The sequence below is a fragment of the Pseudomonas sp. GD03875 genome, assembly GCF_029840585.1.
Taxonomy (GTDB): domain Bacteria; phylum Pseudomonadota; class Gammaproteobacteria; order Pseudomonadales; family Pseudomonadaceae; genus Aquipseudomonas; species Aquipseudomonas paralcaligenes.
Genome location: NZ_JAOCCV010000055.1, coordinates 1 through 15,164, shown reverse-complemented (window position 1 = coordinate 15,164; position 15,164 = coordinate 1). Strand labels below are relative to the sequence as shown.

The window sequence follows — 15,164 nt, the reverse complement described above, 5'->3', positions numbered from 1 at the left end:
GGCGACCGGCCAGAGTCCTGATCGACTACGCGCGCTTTGAGGTGAGGGGGGACGAGGTTCTGGTTGGACAACCGCCCCAGGTGATTCAGGGTAACTTGGGATAACTCTACGTTCGCTGAGCCTGAAGAGATGAAAGGCTGTGCCGTACTTGATCGGACAACGTGAGTCGGGCTCCCAGGCTCCTCCGCTTCGTGGGCCAAGCGCAACGACCAGAGCCAAATTCGTTGACTGTACTGCAGGCGCCTTGTGCCCCAGCTTTCAATTTGAGGCTACGAGTGCTGAAGCACAGACAATCCGGAACGTACTGGGGCTACCAAACGACTGAGTCAGAATCGACGGCGGTAGTATCAATGGCTTGGTTCCTAGGCAGATAATTTTGAAAGGTTATCTGCAAAGCTTGTACACTACCTCAATGCAACTAGTTGCTTGATAATTACACAATGCCTTGCCATGTCTGAATTAGAAGGATGCTCAGATGTCTAAATTGGCCGAATACAAAGCGCTCGAAGCCAGGCTCGCAGAGCAGCTCAAGCAGCTTGATGCCCTGAAGAATGATGACGAGCTGAAGAGCGAAATCGAATTCGAAGAGAAGCTGCGCAAGCTGATGGACGAGTACGACGTGAACCTTCGTAGCGTTATCGCTTTGCTGGATCCAGAGGCGAGCCGAGGTGCCACGGCCGTTGGGCGAGGTGGCGCTCGTCGTCAGCGCCAAGTCAAAGTCTACAAGAACCCCAACACCGGTGAGGTGGTTGAGACCAAAGGGGGCAACCACAGGGTGCTCAAAGCGTGGAAAGAAGAGCACGGCGCCGAGACAGTCGATAGCTGGCTCCAGTGACCCAGCGATTGATTTCTGTAAAAAAGCCAGGCTGATGCCTGGCTTTTTTCTTTCAGAGTGATCTTTAGCTATGAGAGCGGGCGTATGGACGCAAAAAAAGAAAGAAGCTCGTAAAGCACCCGAGCCCCTTCCGTATAGAGTTCTTATTTGATTGTGCCGTTATAAACTAATGTGGCTTTTCCATCTTTCTTGATGGTTAATTTGTTTCCTTCCGAGAGGCTCTCGACGATCTCCGAGCAGCCCTCAATTTCGGAGTGACCATCGACGTGCTCTTGCTTTGCGTCAAAACTCAAGACGTAGGTGGTGGCAGGGCAGCTGAGGCCGTTTTCACCTGTGGAAACTATAAGTACGTATTTGTTGGCTCCAAATGAATAGGCTTTCTCTATTGCAATATAGCCAATGGCATCTGGATACGTCGCGACAGACTCCATGAGGTTAATTGTTCCACTGCGAGCCTGATAGCCAAGCAGCGTCATTGTGTCTTGGAAGATGATGGAAAATGGCCCGACTTTGTTTTCTGAAATCAGCAGAGGCTCATAGGCGATTGGTGGCGCAGCATGAACATCATTTTGACTTTTGTCTTTTTCTACCCCTTGATTGTCGCAGCCTATAAGCGAAAGGGAGAATATGGCAAATAATAGAGTTCTTCCCATGATGAGCCTCTATGAGTAATAGTGTTTGCTGTGGTGTCTTAAATAGAAGATATTTGAGGGTATGTCTCTATGCGATCTTGGTAGACTCTGTCCAGATATGTTTCCGGGCGGTTCTCAAAGTTTAAGTAAAGGGATCGCGTAATTTTTCCGTCTTTATGAAGCTTTTCTATTCCACCCCAGACAAGCTCAATCTCTTCACCATTGATTATCCATTGATATACCTCTCTCGCAGATTCAATCTGCAGCAACGGGTGCTCATCAATAGCTTTCAAATTTGCTGCAAGCTCTTCTTTAAGCTTTGCCACTTCCTCGGTGTGAGCAATTTTAGCAGCTTCGTATTCGATCTTTCGCTGCTCAAGCTGCCGTTCTGCGGAGGCTCTTTGCTCTGCAATTTGATCTTTTTCCTCTTGTAGCTCTCTTAGCTTTTCTTGCTGAAGAGCGCTGTCAATCCTTTCTATTTCTCGAGTTGCGGCCTGTCTGAGCGCCTGCTTCTTTTTTTCATACTCTTTCTTGGTTTCAAGGTCGACGTCATTGAAAACTTCTACCCAGTCTAGATCGTCTAGTTCTTTGGCCATTTCTAGTATGCTCTTGTCTTCGACCATTTCCCCCAGTCTTGATATCTCTTTGATTGAGCCTTTTTCTAATGTTTCTTTAGTTGTTCGGAGCCACATTTGAGGCGTGCTTTCAGACTTAAAGTTTGAAAATTGTTGATCTCTTGTTATGTTCTTCTCCGCCTCGATCACTTGGTATTTGGCAAATTCAAGCTTGCGGTCGGCATATTCGAAGTCGGATTCAGATCTGCCTATTCTTAGTTCTTTCTGTCTCTCCTTGGTTGCCTCATAAAACTCCTTTGTACCTATGAGCTCACATTTGTATTGGACCAGTTCTCGCTGCCTTGAGTCCGTTATCGTTTCCCAAGTGACATGCATGCATATTTTTCGATTGCTAAAGGCCTCATCAACTGTATATTGAGTATTGAAGTTCATGCGTGATGTTTTTACGATGTCCACCGGGTCGGTGCATCCGGAGACTAAAAGGATAGAAAATAGAATGGCTGTCGAGGCGCTTCGATTTTTCATGTCGGGTTCACTTGTGGATTTGGAGAGGAAGTGGCAATCGGAGCCACTCTGAGTAAGATGGCTGCCTGCCTTTAGTGATTGACTGAAGCTTTTGGAGGCTCAATCTATTAAGTGATTTACTCTGCATTACACTCGAAGGCAGACTTGAGCGTGTTTTTCATGAATTCCTCCGAAGGCGGATAGGTCTTCTTCAAGTTTCGCAATTCTTCGGAGGTATAAACCTTCTCTAGCTTTTCAAAAACACATGAGCAGATAGCTTTCGATGCGCCTCCTTGTACGCAGCCGGCCAGAAATTCACCGCGTACTTTGGAGTTTTCATCGGAGCAAGCTGTGATCGTGAGCGGTAGAGAAATAACCAGGACAGCGAGTTTCGACTTCATCGTCTTCCCCTTATCGCAGAACCAAGCTGCTACCCAAGGCAATGCCCAAGATCAGGCCGATCACTTGTGGTCCCAGTAACCAGAAGAGCTTCAGCCAGATCAGGTGCAGCGCACCACCGGTGGTGTAGACCGCATCGGGTTGAGCGAACCGGCGGATGGCATCGCCTATCAGCGCGCCCACCAGACCCATCACCGCGCCCGCGATGAACGCCAGAAACTTCATGAAGAAGCCGGCGCCGAGCACCATGGCTGAGTGATTGAAAGTGATCATGAGGATCGAGAGCACCACGGAGGCGACTCCCCAACCAATGACTGCAGGCGTGATCGCCAAGACGGAGGGTGTGTTGTTCGAGATGTCGTTGTGCTCTTCCATTCGGATGATTCCTTTCTGGACTACTTGGGAAGTGGAGATTCTTTCTGATTTCAACCTTTAGGGTTGATATTCATCTTGTGATGTTCTTCATGTCAACAGGTCGATGCCCAACCATTCGAGTGGATCGGTGGGAGGCATCATGTCCGTTGCAAATCAGAAGGCGTTGTCGGAGTCGGTAGGGCGTGCCATCGCCCGGCAGCGCATGCGCAGGAAGCTGACCCAGGAAGAGGTGGCGGCCCGCCTCGGCGTCGGCAACGAGGCGGTCTCCCGCATCGAGCGAGGCATCGTCATGCCGAACATTGCCCGGCTGTTCGAATTCGCCTCGATCTTCAACTGCAACGCAGCCGATCTCCTGAGCGAGGCCAGCATCCGCCCGGATGACCAGGCCAGCCGGATCAGCCAGCTCCTGACGACACTGGAAGATGCCGACCGCCAACTGTTGGTGGAAATGCTGGAGCGCCTGGCTGATCGCCTGAGCCGCTGACCGGTTCAGGATTCAGACGCAGCCTGAGCATCGAACATGGCGCCGCAGCGCAGACACAGGCAGTCGTAGTGCATGAACTGATGGCGCTGCACATCGCGGGCAAAGTCGCTGCTCCTTTCCCAATGTGCCGAGGCATGGGAAAGACCATCCAGCATCCTGCCAAAGGCCAGTTCCAGCGGACTGCCCATGTCCGTCTGCGCCTTCGACTGCTGCAGTCCTTGCAGAAAGCCGTCCAGCGTTCCGATCAGTAGAGCGATGGCTTTGGCGGCATCCTTGGACATCACCGCCGAGGAATTGCAGATCAAGCACCGGGTGACCATGGTGGTGTCTCCTTTGGTTTTTCGGTTCCCACGGCACAGCACCGCCGTAGGCGCGTGCTCGGCGTGGATCGACGTGAGGGGTGAGAAAAAGGGGAGGCGCAGAACTGCACTTCCCGAAGGGGGGTGAGGTTGATTGGTCTGGCTTACAACTGACCGAGCTCGGCCAGCGACACACAGCCCTCATGCGCCACCACGACGTGGTCGAGCGTCCTGATCCCAACGAGCTCCAGTGCCGCCTTCAGCTTGTGGGTTAGCGCTAGGTCCGCGTGGCTGGGTTCCGGATCGCCGGAAGGGTGGTTGTGCACCAGGATCACAGCAGCGGCGTTGTGCTCCAGGGATACTTTGACGACCTCCCGGGGATACACGCTCGCCGCATCCAGTGAGCCGCGAAATAGCTCATGAAAGGCGATGATCCGGTGCTTGCTGTCGAGCAGCAGCAAGGCGAATACCTCGTGCTCATAGGCCTCCAGCAACGTCTGCAGATGCACAAAGACCTCACTCGGGGAAGTGAATGCTCGTCCTCGGCGCAGTCGCAGGCTCGCCAGCTGCTTTGCCATCAGCAGGATGTCGGCTTCGGTGACAGGGGATTCGACCAGGTAGGTGCCGGTGGTCTCACCGGCCTTCAGCTTGTGCAGTTTCATGGCTGGCTCCAGGGGCCGGTAGTGGGTTTTGCGAAAGGTCCTGCCGCTGGGATTGAGCTTCCAGCTTCTCGGCCAGGGTGGGCTTTGCAGGCGTCCGGGTTGGCTTGCTCGGTGAGGACTCGCCACCGCCTTCAGCCGGAAAGAATTCCTCAACGATGGCTCGACCTTCTTCCTCGCTGTCCTCGAAGGCGCCGTTGGCGAATCCGTAACGTGCGGCTTCATCCAGCGAGCCTTGATCGAACCCTGCGGATTGACGTGCCTCGTCCAGTTGCCTGGCGGCCAGCAGTGCCTCCTCTAGGCTCGTCCCGCTGCGGAGGGTGATGTCGGCGTAGAAGATCGGTGTGCCATGGCTCTGGCGGGTCGACTTGCCCCGTAGCCGCAGCTCCAGCGGCAGACACGCCAGTCGGTTGCCGGAAAGCGCCTTCAGGTACTGCAGGCGCGCGGCCAGGGTGCGGATGCTGTTGAAGCCTGTGGTACGAAACACGAAGCTGCCGAGCGGATCCTCATCGCCGATGACCACATTGAGCCGGCCGTAAGGCTTGCAGGCACCGCCCTGGGCAAGCGGACAGCCATCGGGCGAAGGGCAGGGCAGTGACGCGATTCCATCCGCGGTGCGCCGCTTGCAGGTCTCGCCGTTGCCCACGCAGATGGGGCGTCCGGTCAGCCGATCGAACAGGGTGTACTCGGCGCGGAAGTTGAGCTCCGGCTCGTTGAACAACAACCTAATGGGAATGCTGCGCAGCTTGTTTTGCGGGTCTTGCAGACCCTGGCGCAGCTCGTCATCGAGCGGATGCAGCAACCAGCCATCCCTGCCCTGGACCTGGGAGGTGATGGTGAACTGGTCATCTTTCTCCGGCAGGCGCTTGCCATTTTTCTCGACAACCTTGCCGATGGAAATCCGCCCGAGCACGGGCGGGGTGATCGCCAGGCCTTTCAGCATGGTGGTTCTCCTGAATGAAAAAGGCCACCCAGGCAGCAACGCCTGGATGGCCAAGGGGGAAGTGGAGTTTTGAAGGGGAGTAGGGCGAAGCAGCGAAGGCGAAGAGCAACGAACGCGCGAAGCAGCCCGCTCAGGTAATCAGGAACCGCCGACTACCTGGTTTGGTGAGCGGATACTTGGCCTGCAGGTAGGGCTTGTCCTGGAGTAGCCGTTCCAGGTCAAAGCCCACGCTGTCCCTGGCCTTCTTCCAGGTGATCTGGCCGCTGCCGAACCTGGCTCGGGTGGCATCGCCCATGGCCTGTTGCAGGGTTTGCTTGAGCAGGGCTTCGCGCTCTTGCTGTTGGGCGATGCTGTTGCGCAGCGCCTTGAGCTCGACATAGGCCAGGGTGAGCACCGGGTTGTGGCTGAAGTCCACGGCCTTGCCGGAGTCCTGCGGATAGAGACAACGCAGCGCCTGATCGGCCGAGTCCGAGCCATCGGCCGGCGGAGGGGTATCGGTCACCACGTGCTGCCAGAAGCGCCGCTCCAGCTCGATCAGCCGGGCGATCATCAGCTCGTCGCGCTCGATGCGGTGAATCTCCAGTGCCTGGCCTCCGATCAGCACGGCCACATCCGCCGCCTGTTTGCCGGTCACCGCCAACTGGTGCATCACCTGCAACTGCACGTACTCCGGCACGCCTTCTCTCCAGAGGCGTGCGCCGTTTATGCCGGCGGTCTTGCACTCGAGGATCTGCACATCGCTGGCGCCGATCACTTCGCGGTCGATGTTGGCCAGCATCCAGGGCAGGTCAGGATCCGGATGCTGCAGCACCGCGTTGACTCGGCGTACCCGCCGGTCCGTGCGCTTGCGGTAGTGCGCCGCGACGATGGGTTCTAGCACCGTGCCCCAGTAGGTGGCGGTGCTTTCATCCTGTGGATCCGGCTTGGGCAGGCCCGCATCGCGGCCGGTCTTTTCCAGCCACAGCTCCAGTTGCGATTTGTACGGATTGAGGCCCACAGCTGCGGCGGCATCAGAGCTGCCGATACCGCGCTTGCGGACATCGAGCCACGCTTCTCGCGGCATGGCCTTGGTGGCGACCAGGCGCAGGGCAGGGTGGGTTTTCGGTTGAGGTGTATCGATCGAGGGGGTTGCCATGTTCTGTTCCTTGCAGACAGCACAACGCCCAGTCAGCACGAGGCTGACCGGGCGTCATAAGAGGGAGGAAGTAGGTAAATCCGGTATCAGGCGACCATCTGCAGTGCTGCATCGAGCGCCCGCTGCTTGATCTGTGCGCCCTGGCCGAACCAGGCCGAGTCCATGCGGTACTCGTTGCTGCGCGCACGCCGTTCGTGGTCGACGTACTCGGTCACGGCATTGAGCAGGCCCCAGGCTGTACCCCGTGCCGATTCCAGGTCCGAGCCACGACCACGGCCGTCATACAGCTCCTGGACCTTGCGCAGGGCGCGCTCATTGGGCAGGACCTCGGGCAGATTGCCGGCCGGGTTGGTGTCGCAGAGCACGTTCATGAAGAAGCCCAGGGCTTCATGCCACTGCACCTTACGCTCGGCCAACATGCGCATGCGGTACATGAAGTCGTCCCATTGCGAGACAGCGATACCGAGTTGCTTTTTGACGGCCTTTGGATCGAAGCGGGTGTTGTGCGGCACCTTGATCGCGCGACTGGTGCCATCGAGGGCAATGGTCAGGGTGTTGTTGCAGACCACGCGCACGGTGGTTGGGGTGGCGGTGGTTGCCAGGGTGCCGTCGCAGGACGTGGCCAGCAGCAGGTAGCCGTTGACCTGATCATTGCCCTTGATCGCGGCGCCCTGACCGGTCCGGGCCAAAGCCCAGAACTTGCGACCGCCCTTAAGTACACCGGCCGTTTCCAGCTCGTAGCCAGAGACCTCGGTGAGATCCCGGTAGAACTCCAGCACCTCGCGAGGCTGGACCGTGTGGTAGCGGCTGGAGACCACCGACAAGGGAGCCTTGGTATCGGAGCGGAAGAGTACCTTCTGCTCGGGGAAGGAATGGATGCTGCCCAGGTGACCCACCGAATCCGACTTGAAGTGGACAGGGCTTTCCAGGATCTGCCAGTCCATGCCGGCTTCATGCTGCCAGGTTTCGATGGGTTGTTTCGGGGACAGGCGGCTGCCCAAGCCATGCCAGGGGGCGGCGCCAACGTAGGCCATTTGCTCGATGAGATGTGCCATGAGGATTTCCTTTGGGTACGAGCCGGCATAAGCGCTGCGCAAGGCGCAGCACCGGCAAAATGGATGAGTGAGTGAAACGAGAGGGAAGGGCGGGAGCCCGGACAGCGGAGAGAGATAAAATCTGATCAGACCGCCAGATTGAAGCGGTGACCGCAGGCCAGGCAGAGGTTGTGGGCGAGGACGTGGCGATCCAGCTGCTCGCCGAGTTGGGCGCCCAGGACACAACCGCTGGCACCACCTACGAGACTGCCGAGGACCGCGCCGGATATTGCGCCGAGGGTAATCCCGACCGGGCCTGCCACGGCACCGATCACGGCGCCGGCCTGACTGCCGGTGAGGGCTGTACTGGCGCCACGAGCGGCACCACCGACAGCACCGATGGTGGCACCGATGGTCATGGCGGAATGGGTGGATTCAATCTGGGAAGAACGACAGCGAGGGCACTGCGATGACATGGATGGGGCTCCAAGGGGGCTGATGTCAGGGCAGTAATGTGTGATTGAAATTTTTTAGACTCAGATCGATTGGGAGCAGCCAATGACCCGACCAACATCCACGAGCCAGTTCGTCATCATTTCCGGCTGTTCAGGAGGAGGTAAATCGACACTTCTCGCGGAGCTTCAGCGATGTGGGTATGACGTGATCGAAGAGCCTGGGCGGCGCATCGTTCAGGAGGAGCTGCGAAATGGTGGTCAGGCCTTGCCTTGGGTCGACATGGTGGGATTTTTGCGCCGTGTCATCAAACAGGCACAGGATGACCATGCCAACGCTCCGCGGAACGGCTCTCAATGGGTGTTCTTTGATCGTGGTCTGGTCGACGCTGCGGCCGCACTGCAAGTGCAGACAGGCGAGTCCTTGCTGGCGACTCTAGGCCAGTCCTCCTATCGCTATCACTCGATTGTGTTTCTGACGCCACCGTGGTCGGAAATCTATGTGCAGGATGCAGAGCGTCGTCATGGCCTGGATGCTGCGCTAGCGGAATACGAGCGGTTGCTACAGAGCTATCCGGCCTTGGGATATGCGGTATCCCGACGCACGCTCGATGATGACGCGCGGCACCGGTCTGGTTGGTTACAACGTTCACGCCGCGGTCGACACCAAGCATCATCTGATCGTGACGCACGAAGTCACCAACGACGGTGTGGACCGTGATCAATTAAGTGCCATGGCCAAGCAAGCGCGGGACGCGATGGGCGTGGAGTCACTGTCGGTGGTCGCCGATCGGGGCTACTTCAAGAGCGAGGAAATCCTCGCCTGCCACGAGGCTGGCATCATCGCCTTCGTACCCAAGGCCAAGACCTCGACCGCCGCCGCAGCGGGTCGCTTTGGTCGCGATGATTTCATCTACGACGCGGCCCACAACGAGTACCGCTGCCCAGGCTTTCACGTAGATACGGCAGGTTGCCGCCGAACTGAATGCTCGTAAGGCGTGTCTTTGATGATTCCCCCTACAACCTTAGCGCTATCAGCCCAAGGATGGACTGTTCATGCTAGGAGAGCGTTTTCAAGGGCTTGAAGTAATTTTTTGTTATCTGTAGATTATCTATAGATTCTCCATGGTTTGAGGAAATGGCTACCACTTACCCGTCCGCAGATGAAATCGCAGCTAAAATCCGCTACCTCCATGAGGCCGCTTTTGCTGGCAAAGCTCGCGGTCGCTTCAAGATCGAAGAAGGTCTGATGCGAGCATTATCAGGTCGTTCAGGACGGCTTCAGGACAACACCTTTGAGGGCATAAAGGCTGCTTGTGCCGAGGATGGATTGATGATCACCAGGCTTAAACAGCATGGGATATATACCGTCATGGAGACCAAGAAGATGGTTGCCTGGCGAAACGTACCAGTACGTCTTTTGACTAGGCTCGAAAAAGAATGGGAGTGGGAAGATTGAGATCTGCGGCAGCTCGGGGGCATTAAAACGTAGGTTGAGTCCATCATCGCGGAGCATTTTCAATGACCAAACATAGCTATAGCGTCACTGTAGATCTCAGAAGCATTAAGACCTGGGGGAAGGCTTTTAAGCATGTTGCCAGCTTGATCCGGTCGGGGGTAATGAATGAGCATGGGTTCTCTGCTTTAAAAGGGTTAACAGACGTTCGCTTTCGAAACTGGTCGATCGCAATCAGGTTCAAAACCGCAGATAACCGTGACGAGTTCTGTCGCGAGATCCGACGCGTCTTACACCCTAGTGTCGTCGACAGAATTGTATTGAAACCAACTACCCCACGCAGAGACCTCTCGCGCCCCATAAAGTTTTTGCAAGCCTCATGAAAGCAGACCCGCGCGATCAAGACGCCTTGAGAATCCTTGCCTAGGCGTCCTATCCGGCCTCTGGAGGTGTGTGAGACTAACGGCTGCTATGGGGCGATCTATGCCTGTAGTGTCCGGCAGAAGTCGACCCTTTATAGGTAGTCCGCTCCGTCTACCGTAATACTCGGTGAGGCTAGGTAGGTCGTTGTCAGCCAAGGCGGAACATGCCCCCCCGTTCAGGGATCTACAGCGCCATCCCCGCCTGCGCAGGAGTATGGTAGAGAGGCAAGGTCAGGGTACTTTCGGCTAGAGGTGTAGGCATGGCGATCGTCATGGCAGCCTTTACAAAGCATGCTGTGTTTACATACAGCGTTTTCTGAAAATGCCACCGCTGCAATATCGTCTGACTAGCTGAGCATCGATGCAGGGAGCCACCCACTGGTTGAATCGTCCCGGCCCGGGCGTTTTTAGGGCGTTCGGATGGCCGTGGCTAGGCCCCCAATAGCCGATCGACTAAACTTGGCTGCTAACCCGGCAGCCCATTGAAGGACAGGGAAGGCGATGGCTACGGCCCAACAAATCATTGCTCTGCTGAGCAGCCACAACCAGGGAGATGAGGAGCAGTTTCTCTCCATCGCTTTGCAAGTTGCCGCTGCAGAAGCACGCCGTGGCCGACTTGATGTTGCTGATGAGCTCAAAGCACTGGTTGAGACCGCTCGAAAGCGCGAGTCCCCAGCCAAAGGGCATCCCTCTCGGCCGAACCAGCAGGTTGCGATTCCGATCTCCAAGCCACGAGGCGAATTGGAGTCCCTGCTATCTGTCAGCTATCCAAAGTCTCAGCTGCAAGACCTGATTCTTGATGACCTCAAGCGGGACCGCCTTACCCGCCTCATTCATCAACAGCGTCAGCGAGACAAGCTACGTAGCCATGGTTTGGCGCCAAGCTCCAAACTCTTGCTTGTAGGTCCGCCAGGCTCCGGGAAAACCCTCACTGCATCGATCTTGGCCGGTGAGTTACAGCTGCCGCTTTTCACCATACGTCTAGACGCACTGATCACACGCTTCATGGGCGAGACGGCATCCAAGCTACGGTTGATATTCGATCAGATTGCCTCTGTCCGCGCGGTTTACTTGTTTGACGAATTTGATGCCATTGGCGGGCGACGGAATGCCGATAACGATGTCGGCGAGATGCGTCGTGTGCTTAATTCGTTCCTTCAGTTCCTTGAGGAAGCAAACAGTACAGACAGCCTCGTGCTGGCCACAACGAACCATCCCGAGCTTCTTGATCGCGCCCTCTTCAGGCGGTTTGACGACATCATCGAGTACTCTCTGCCTGATCCGAGCGGCATTAAGGAAGTGCTTGAGATGCGAATGCATATCTATTTGCCGAAGAGGGCGTCGTGGGCGAAACTCATAGCTGCTGCCAAAGGCCTCAGCCAGGCAGAAATCACTAGGGCGGCCTCTGAGATTATCAAAGACGTTATCCTCCACGGTGATAAGCACGCGACAACTGAAGCGATAGTTAAGGCGCTAAAAGAGCGCCACACCCTGAAAGAAACCATGTCAGGACTAAGCCCCGGCTAGGTTGTTCAGTACGCATAGCTTTGGATTAGGGAAATATCCAATATGGCGTCGTCTTACGAGCTTCCGCATTTCAGAGTTGAGCAGTTCAGGGTGGATAGCCCTTACCAGCGCCGAGATAAGGACCTGAGCAACGCGGGTAAAACACGAGAGCAAGGCCATGGTAGCCGCCTCCGAGAAAAGCTATCCCTTGCGTTTACTGCGGCACGAAGCGGGCAGAACGCCTTCTTTGCAGAAAATATCAGCGACTCCCCCCGAGCGTTGTACTTGGAGGTTGAGCTTGAGGCTGGATCGCCCGTTCCAGATCTAAACTGGAAGAAACAAAATATCCGGCTTTCAGCCCTCCGCGTCCTAGAGGACGGATCAACGCTCGGAGCGCTATACGTTCCTCACGATGCTATGGACTTTCTGGAGCTGAAACTGCAGGAATATGCAGAAGAAGAGACTAGGTCTGGAAAGCCAAAAAATGAGACTAAATTTTCATCCGTTGAAAACTTTTCCATCGGGGACATCGAGACCTTATGGACAGACTCCAGACCGTTCCCGAGCTCCTTATCTTCCACACTTTGGTGGGAATGCTGGTGTGCAGCATGGAAGGTGGATCACGTCCGGCGTGTCGCTAAAAATCTAAAACTTCGTGTCAGCGAGAACTCGCTAATATTTCCGGACACAGAAGTATTAATCATTTATGCGAACGCCCTTGAAATATCAATTCTTGCAGCGAATGCGGACGGACTAGAAGAGCTCAGGAAAGCCACCGACAACCCCTATTTCTTTACCCGGCAAACACCCCGGGAAAAGTCAGAATGGACAGCCAATCTCGCAGTTAGGCTGATTCCACCTGAGAGCGAAAGCCCCGCGATTTGCGTCCTGGATCATGGCGTGAACCAAGCTCACCCCCTTATTCAGCCCGCGCTTGCAGCTGACGATTGCCAAGCAGTCAGGTCAGAGTGGGGGGTGCACGACCACCACGGCCATGGAACCAATATGGCTGGTGCAGCGCTGTATGGCGACCTTACCTACGCGCTGACAGATGAAAGCTTTATTGAGCTAACGGCAAAACTGGAATCGGTAAAATTTCTACCGCCCGCTGGCTGGGAGAGAAATGACCCTTCGAGCTACGGGTTCATTACCCAGTCAGCAGTGAGCCTGGCAGAAGCGAAGGAGCCCCTGCGAAATCGCGTTTTCTGCATGGCGGTCTCGAATCAAGACGTTTCAGGCGAGCGACCTACTACATGGAGCTCCGCCATTGATCAAGTCTGCAGTGGGTCGATGGTAGGGGACTTCGGGGAGAACGGGGAATATGGTCCGCGTCGACTCTTCATAATTTCAGCGGGTAACATCCCAGACTCCAACAGCCCTGAAGATTTGGCTGCCCCCTATGACTTCCCGATTGAAGACCCCGCCCAATCATGGAACGCGTTGGCGGTCGGTGGATTCACTGACAAAGTCGACCTTCACGATCAACCAGGCTATGAGGGGTGGTCCGCAGTTGCGCAGGCCGGCGACCATAGCCCCTATAGCCGAGCATCAATCGACTGGGAGCACTCCAGAACCCCAATCAAGCCAGAAGTGGTATTCGAGGCGGGTAATAAGGCGATCAGTCCTGACGGGACAGAGATCATTTCCGGTGTTCCTGCATTATCACTCTTAACAACCGGAAAAGATGTCACTCAGCGGCCTATTGAGGAGTTCTGGGCCACCAGCTCTGCTACCGCTCAAGCAGCGGGATTGGCTGCGACAATCATGGCTGCGCATCCACAGATGTGGCCAGAAACGGTGCGCGCATTGATTGTTCATAGCGCGCAGTGGACGCCCGTCATGATGGAACGATTCAAGAAATGTAAGAGCAAGGGGCAGCGAATCGCTCTCGCCCGCCACATTGGTTATGGCGTTCCGCAGCTATCACGCGCCTTGGCATCTGCAGAAAACGACTTGGCCCTAATTGCTGAAACTATCATCCAACCATTTGCGAGAGATTTAAACGAAAAGAATCGTGAGGTTGGAGGTCCGTACTTTAAAGAGGTGCATTACTACAATCTGCCATGGCCGAAAGCAGAGCTGGAGCGCCTCGAAAATCGGACCGTTCAACTGAAGATCACTCTTTCATACTTCATCGAGCCTAGCCCAGGAGAAATGGCCCAAGTGATCCCAGCTAGGTATCAATCCTTTGGGCTTCGGTTTGACCTCAAGAAAAAATCCGAGACTGAAGCAGCATTCCGGCATCGAATCAACAAGCTTGAGTCGATGGCAGAAAAACCTCCACAACCAGAGCCGGATAACAGGTGGGTATTCGGCCCCAAAAGCATATCCGCAGGCTCAGTGCACAGTGACGTCTGGATCGGTCCAGCGATTGACTTAGCCTCAAGGGATAAAATTGCTATTTATCCGGTTTCCGGCTGGTGGCGATATCGACCCCATCTAGGAAAGTGCAACACTAAAACCCGTTATAGCTTGATTATATCCATATCTTCTGATGGAGAGGACGTGGATCTATACACAGAAATTGCGAACATTATCGCAACGCCGGTAGACACTGAGGTAACCATCGGGACGAGCTAGCCTCCACCACTATGCATCCCAAATCTACAGTGCATTTAACCGCACGTCTCAACTGCTCGCCTTCAAATAACGGGCAGTTTGCCTAGCACTGCTGCGTTAAGTTCTTATGTAGGATTCGTTGCCAGTTTCGATGATGTGACAGTAGTACGTGGGCGCGGTCGAAGCGAGTAGAAAACGCTGGGATTGAGCGGCTGCTTCTGGCCTATTCCGTTGAAAAACTCGGATGAGTGAGCTGGCTGAAGCTGGTTCACTGAACCTTCATCAGCACAGTGGAGTTCTCCACGATGATGGGATGTCAGCAGGCCGCTCAGGCCCCTCTGTTCTACTCGTTCAATCTGGACGATCACGTCCCGACCAACCACCTGTTGCGTAGTATTGATCAGTTCCTCGACCTGAGCGAACTGCATCAGCACTTGGCTCCGCATTACAGCCACACCGGCCGCCCCTCGATTGATCCGGCCCTGATAGGCCGGAAGCGGACTCCAGAGCACAGGGCAAAAACGATTAGACGACCTGCCAGCCTATAAGGGCTGGATAGGTCGTAAACGCTGATTCAGCGGCAAGGCCTTGGTCTCTACTGGGGATTGATCCTCTGCCACTGTGGAACAAATTGAGACCTGTTCGTCGTTTACGGCATGGGCGAATTGTTGAGGTCGTCCGGTTCGGGTGAAATCCGCGCACTTGGATATGGCTCTAGCGGGACGCGACGGCCAGTTGTAGCTTGCAGGGAGGCGGGCAGATGAATCGAGTCCTCAATGTCACCACGGTATTCGGTGACGATGCGCTGCGCTTTTCGACCCTGAACGGCCACGAGGAAGTCTCCCGGCTGTTCGACATGACGCTGGTCATGAAGAGCGAGCAGAAGGGCCTGGAC

At 55.5% G+C, this 15,164-nt stretch carries 15 protein-coding genes and 3 pseudogenes; 8 read left to right on the top strand and 10 right to left on the bottom strand.

What is annotated here, in order from left to right:
- Positions 1-475 precede the first annotated feature (475 nt).
- Complete coding sequence (locus N5D30_RS25420) at positions 476-835, top strand: histone-like nucleoid-structuring protein, MvaT/MvaU family (protein WP_279911226.1); 360 nt, start codon at positions 476-478, stop codon at positions 833-835.
- Positions 836-978: 143 nt separating this feature from the next.
- On the opposite strand, the gene N5D30_RS25415 is transcribed toward N5D30_RS25420, so the two are convergent.
- The 4 genes from N5D30_RS25415 to N5D30_RS25400 form a co-directional block, all read right to left on the bottom strand.
- Complete coding sequence (locus N5D30_RS25415) at positions 979-1,488, bottom strand: hypothetical protein (protein ID WP_279911225.1); 510 nt, start codon at positions 1,486-1,488, stop codon at positions 979-981.
- Positions 1,489-1,526: 38 nt separating this feature from the next.
- Entirely contained in the window at positions 1,527-2,567 is a 1,041-nt protein-coding gene (locus tag N5D30_RS25410) for a hypothetical protein (protein WP_279911224.1), read from the bottom strand.
- A 116-nt stretch (positions 2,568-2,683) separates the two neighbouring features.
- A complete protein-coding gene (locus N5D30_RS25405) occupies positions 2,684-2,947 on the bottom strand; it encodes a hypothetical protein (RefSeq protein ID WP_279911223.1) in 264 nt (87 codons plus the stop codon).
- 10 nt (positions 2,948-2,957) lie between these two features.
- Positions 2,958-3,320 carry a hypothetical protein gene (locus tag N5D30_RS25400; RefSeq protein ID WP_279911222.1) on the bottom strand — a complete coding sequence of 121 codons (363 nt, stop codon included), beginning with the start codon at positions 3,318-3,320 and terminating at the stop codon, positions 2,958-2,960.
- A gap of 139 nt (positions 3,321-3,459) precedes the next feature.
- Here N5D30_RS25400 and N5D30_RS25395 point away from each other — a divergent pair, with 139 nt between their 5' ends.
- Positions 3,460-3,804 (top strand): helix-turn-helix transcriptional regulator, encoded by a 345-nt coding sequence (locus N5D30_RS25395; RefSeq protein ID WP_279911221.1) that lies wholly within the window; start codon positions 3,460-3,462, stop codon positions 3,802-3,804.
- 5 nt (positions 3,805-3,809) lie between these two features.
- On the opposite strand, the gene N5D30_RS25390 is transcribed toward N5D30_RS25395, so the two are convergent.
- From N5D30_RS25390 to N5D30_RS25365, 6 genes are all read right to left on the bottom strand, one after another.
- Positions 3,810-4,124 carry a hypothetical protein gene (locus N5D30_RS25390; protein ID WP_279911220.1) on the bottom strand — a complete coding sequence of 105 codons (315 nt, stop codon included), beginning with the start codon at positions 4,122-4,124 and terminating at the stop codon, positions 3,810-3,812.
- Between the two features lie 143 nt (positions 4,125-4,267).
- Positions 4,268-4,765 carry a DNA repair protein RadC gene (radC, locus tag N5D30_RS25385; protein ID WP_279911219.1) on the bottom strand — a complete coding sequence of 166 codons (498 nt, stop codon included), beginning with the start codon at positions 4,763-4,765 and terminating at the stop codon, positions 4,268-4,270.
- Positions 4,737-5,705 (bottom strand): hydrolase or metal-binding protein, encoded by a 969-nt coding sequence (locus N5D30_RS25380; protein WP_279911218.1) that lies wholly within the window; start codon positions 5,703-5,705, stop codon positions 4,737-4,739. The genes radC and N5D30_RS25380 overlap by 29 nt, the downstream gene beginning before the upstream one ends.
- Before the next feature lie 130 nt (positions 5,706-5,835).
- Positions 5,836-6,840, bottom strand: coding sequence for a lambda-exonuclease family protein (locus tag N5D30_RS25375; RefSeq protein WP_279911217.1), 1,005 nt, complete (start codon positions 6,838-6,840; stop codon positions 5,836-5,838).
- A gap of 86 nt (positions 6,841-6,926) precedes the next feature.
- Positions 6,927-7,895 carry a DUF932 domain-containing protein gene (locus N5D30_RS25370; RefSeq protein WP_279911216.1) on the bottom strand — a complete coding sequence of 323 codons (969 nt, stop codon included), beginning with the start codon at positions 7,893-7,895 and terminating at the stop codon, positions 6,927-6,929.
- 125 nt (positions 7,896-8,020) lie between these two features.
- On the bottom strand, positions 8,021-8,293 hold the full coding sequence (locus tag N5D30_RS25365) for a hypothetical protein (RefSeq protein ID WP_279911215.1): 273 nt from the start codon (positions 8,291-8,293) through the stop codon (positions 8,021-8,023).
- Between the two features lie 139 nt (positions 8,294-8,432).
- Between N5D30_RS25365 and N5D30_RS25360 the strand changes: the two are divergent.
- From N5D30_RS25360 to N5D30_RS25335, 6 genes and pseudogenes are all read left to right on the top strand, one after another.
- Positions 8,433-8,861 (top strand): annotated as a pseudogene (locus N5D30_RS25360) (AAA family ATPase); the annotation flags it as partial.
- 61 nt (positions 8,862-8,922) lie between these two features.
- Positions 8,923-9,273, top strand: a pseudogene (locus N5D30_RS25355) (transposase); the annotation flags it as partial.
- 191 nt (positions 9,274-9,464) lie between these two features.
- On the top strand, positions 9,465-9,785 hold the full coding sequence (locus tag N5D30_RS25350; RefSeq protein ID WP_279911214.1) for a hypothetical protein: 321 nt from the start codon (positions 9,465-9,467) through the stop codon (positions 9,783-9,785).
- A gap of 920 nt (positions 9,786-10,705) precedes the next feature.
- Positions 10,706-11,731 carry an ATP-binding protein gene (locus N5D30_RS25345; RefSeq protein ID WP_279911212.1) on the top strand — a complete coding sequence of 342 codons (1,026 nt, stop codon included), beginning with the start codon at positions 10,706-10,708 and terminating at the stop codon, positions 11,729-11,731.
- Positions 11,732-11,773: 42 nt separating this feature from the next.
- The gene (locus N5D30_RS25340) at positions 11,774-14,290 is read left to right on the top strand and encodes a S8 family peptidase (RefSeq protein WP_279911210.1); all 2,517 of its coding nucleotides are present in this window, start codon (positions 11,774-11,776) and stop codon (positions 14,288-14,290) included.
- A gap of 284 nt (positions 14,291-14,574) precedes the next feature.
- Positions 14,575-14,763, top strand: a pseudogene (locus tag N5D30_RS25335) (IS5/IS1182 family transposase); the annotation flags it as partial.
- Positions 14,764-15,164: the final 401 nt, after the last annotated feature.

Excerpts from the sequence above, each read along its gene's own strand:
- N5D30_RS25420 (WP_279911226.1), top strand. The coding sequence starts at position 476 with ATGTCTAAATTGGCCGAATACAAAGCGCTCGAAGCCAGGCTCGCAGAG.
- N5D30_RS25415 (WP_279911225.1), bottom strand. The coding sequence starts at position 1,488 with ATGGGAAGAACTCTATTATTTGCCATATTCTCCCTTTCGCTTATAGGC.
- N5D30_RS25410 (WP_279911224.1), bottom strand. The coding sequence starts at position 2,567 with ATGAAAAATCGAAGCGCCTCGACAGCCATTCTATTTTCTATCCTTTTA.
- N5D30_RS25405 (WP_279911223.1), bottom strand. The coding sequence starts at position 2,947 with ATGAAGTCGAAACTCGCTGTCCTGGTTATTTCTCTACCGCTCACGATC.
- N5D30_RS25400 (WP_279911222.1), bottom strand. The coding sequence starts at position 3,320 with ATGGAAGAGCACAACGACATCTCGAACAACACACCCTCCGTCTTGGCG.
- N5D30_RS25395 (WP_279911221.1), top strand. The coding sequence starts at position 3,460 with ATGTCCGTTGCAAATCAGAAGGCGTTGTCGGAGTCGGTAGGGCGTGCC.
- N5D30_RS25390 (WP_279911220.1), bottom strand. The coding sequence starts at position 4,124 with ATGGTCACCCGGTGCTTGATCTGCAATTCCTCGGCGGTGATGTCCAAG.
- radC (WP_279911219.1), bottom strand. The coding sequence starts at position 4,765 with ATGAAACTGCACAAGCTGAAGGCCGGTGAGACCACCGGCACCTACCTG.
- N5D30_RS25380 (WP_279911218.1), bottom strand. The coding sequence starts at position 5,705 with ATGCTGAAAGGCCTGGCGATCACCCCGCCCGTGCTCGGGCGGATTTCC.
- N5D30_RS25375 (WP_279911217.1), bottom strand. The coding sequence starts at position 6,840 with ATGGCAACCCCCTCGATCGATACACCTCAACCGAAAACCCACCCTGCC.
- N5D30_RS25370 (WP_279911216.1), bottom strand. The coding sequence starts at position 7,895 with ATGGCACATCTCATCGAGCAAATGGCCTACGTTGGCGCCGCCCCCTGG.
- N5D30_RS25365 (WP_279911215.1), bottom strand. The coding sequence starts at position 8,293 with ATGACCATCGGTGCCACCATCGGTGCTGTCGGTGGTGCCGCTCGTGGC.
- N5D30_RS25350 (WP_279911214.1), top strand. The coding sequence starts at position 9,465 with ATGGCTACCACTTACCCGTCCGCAGATGAAATCGCAGCTAAAATCCGC.
- N5D30_RS25345 (WP_279911212.1), top strand. The coding sequence starts at position 10,706 with ATGGCTACGGCCCAACAAATCATTGCTCTGCTGAGCAGCCACAACCAG.
- N5D30_RS25340 (WP_279911210.1), top strand. The coding sequence starts at position 11,774 with ATGGCGTCGTCTTACGAGCTTCCGCATTTCAGAGTTGAGCAGTTCAGG.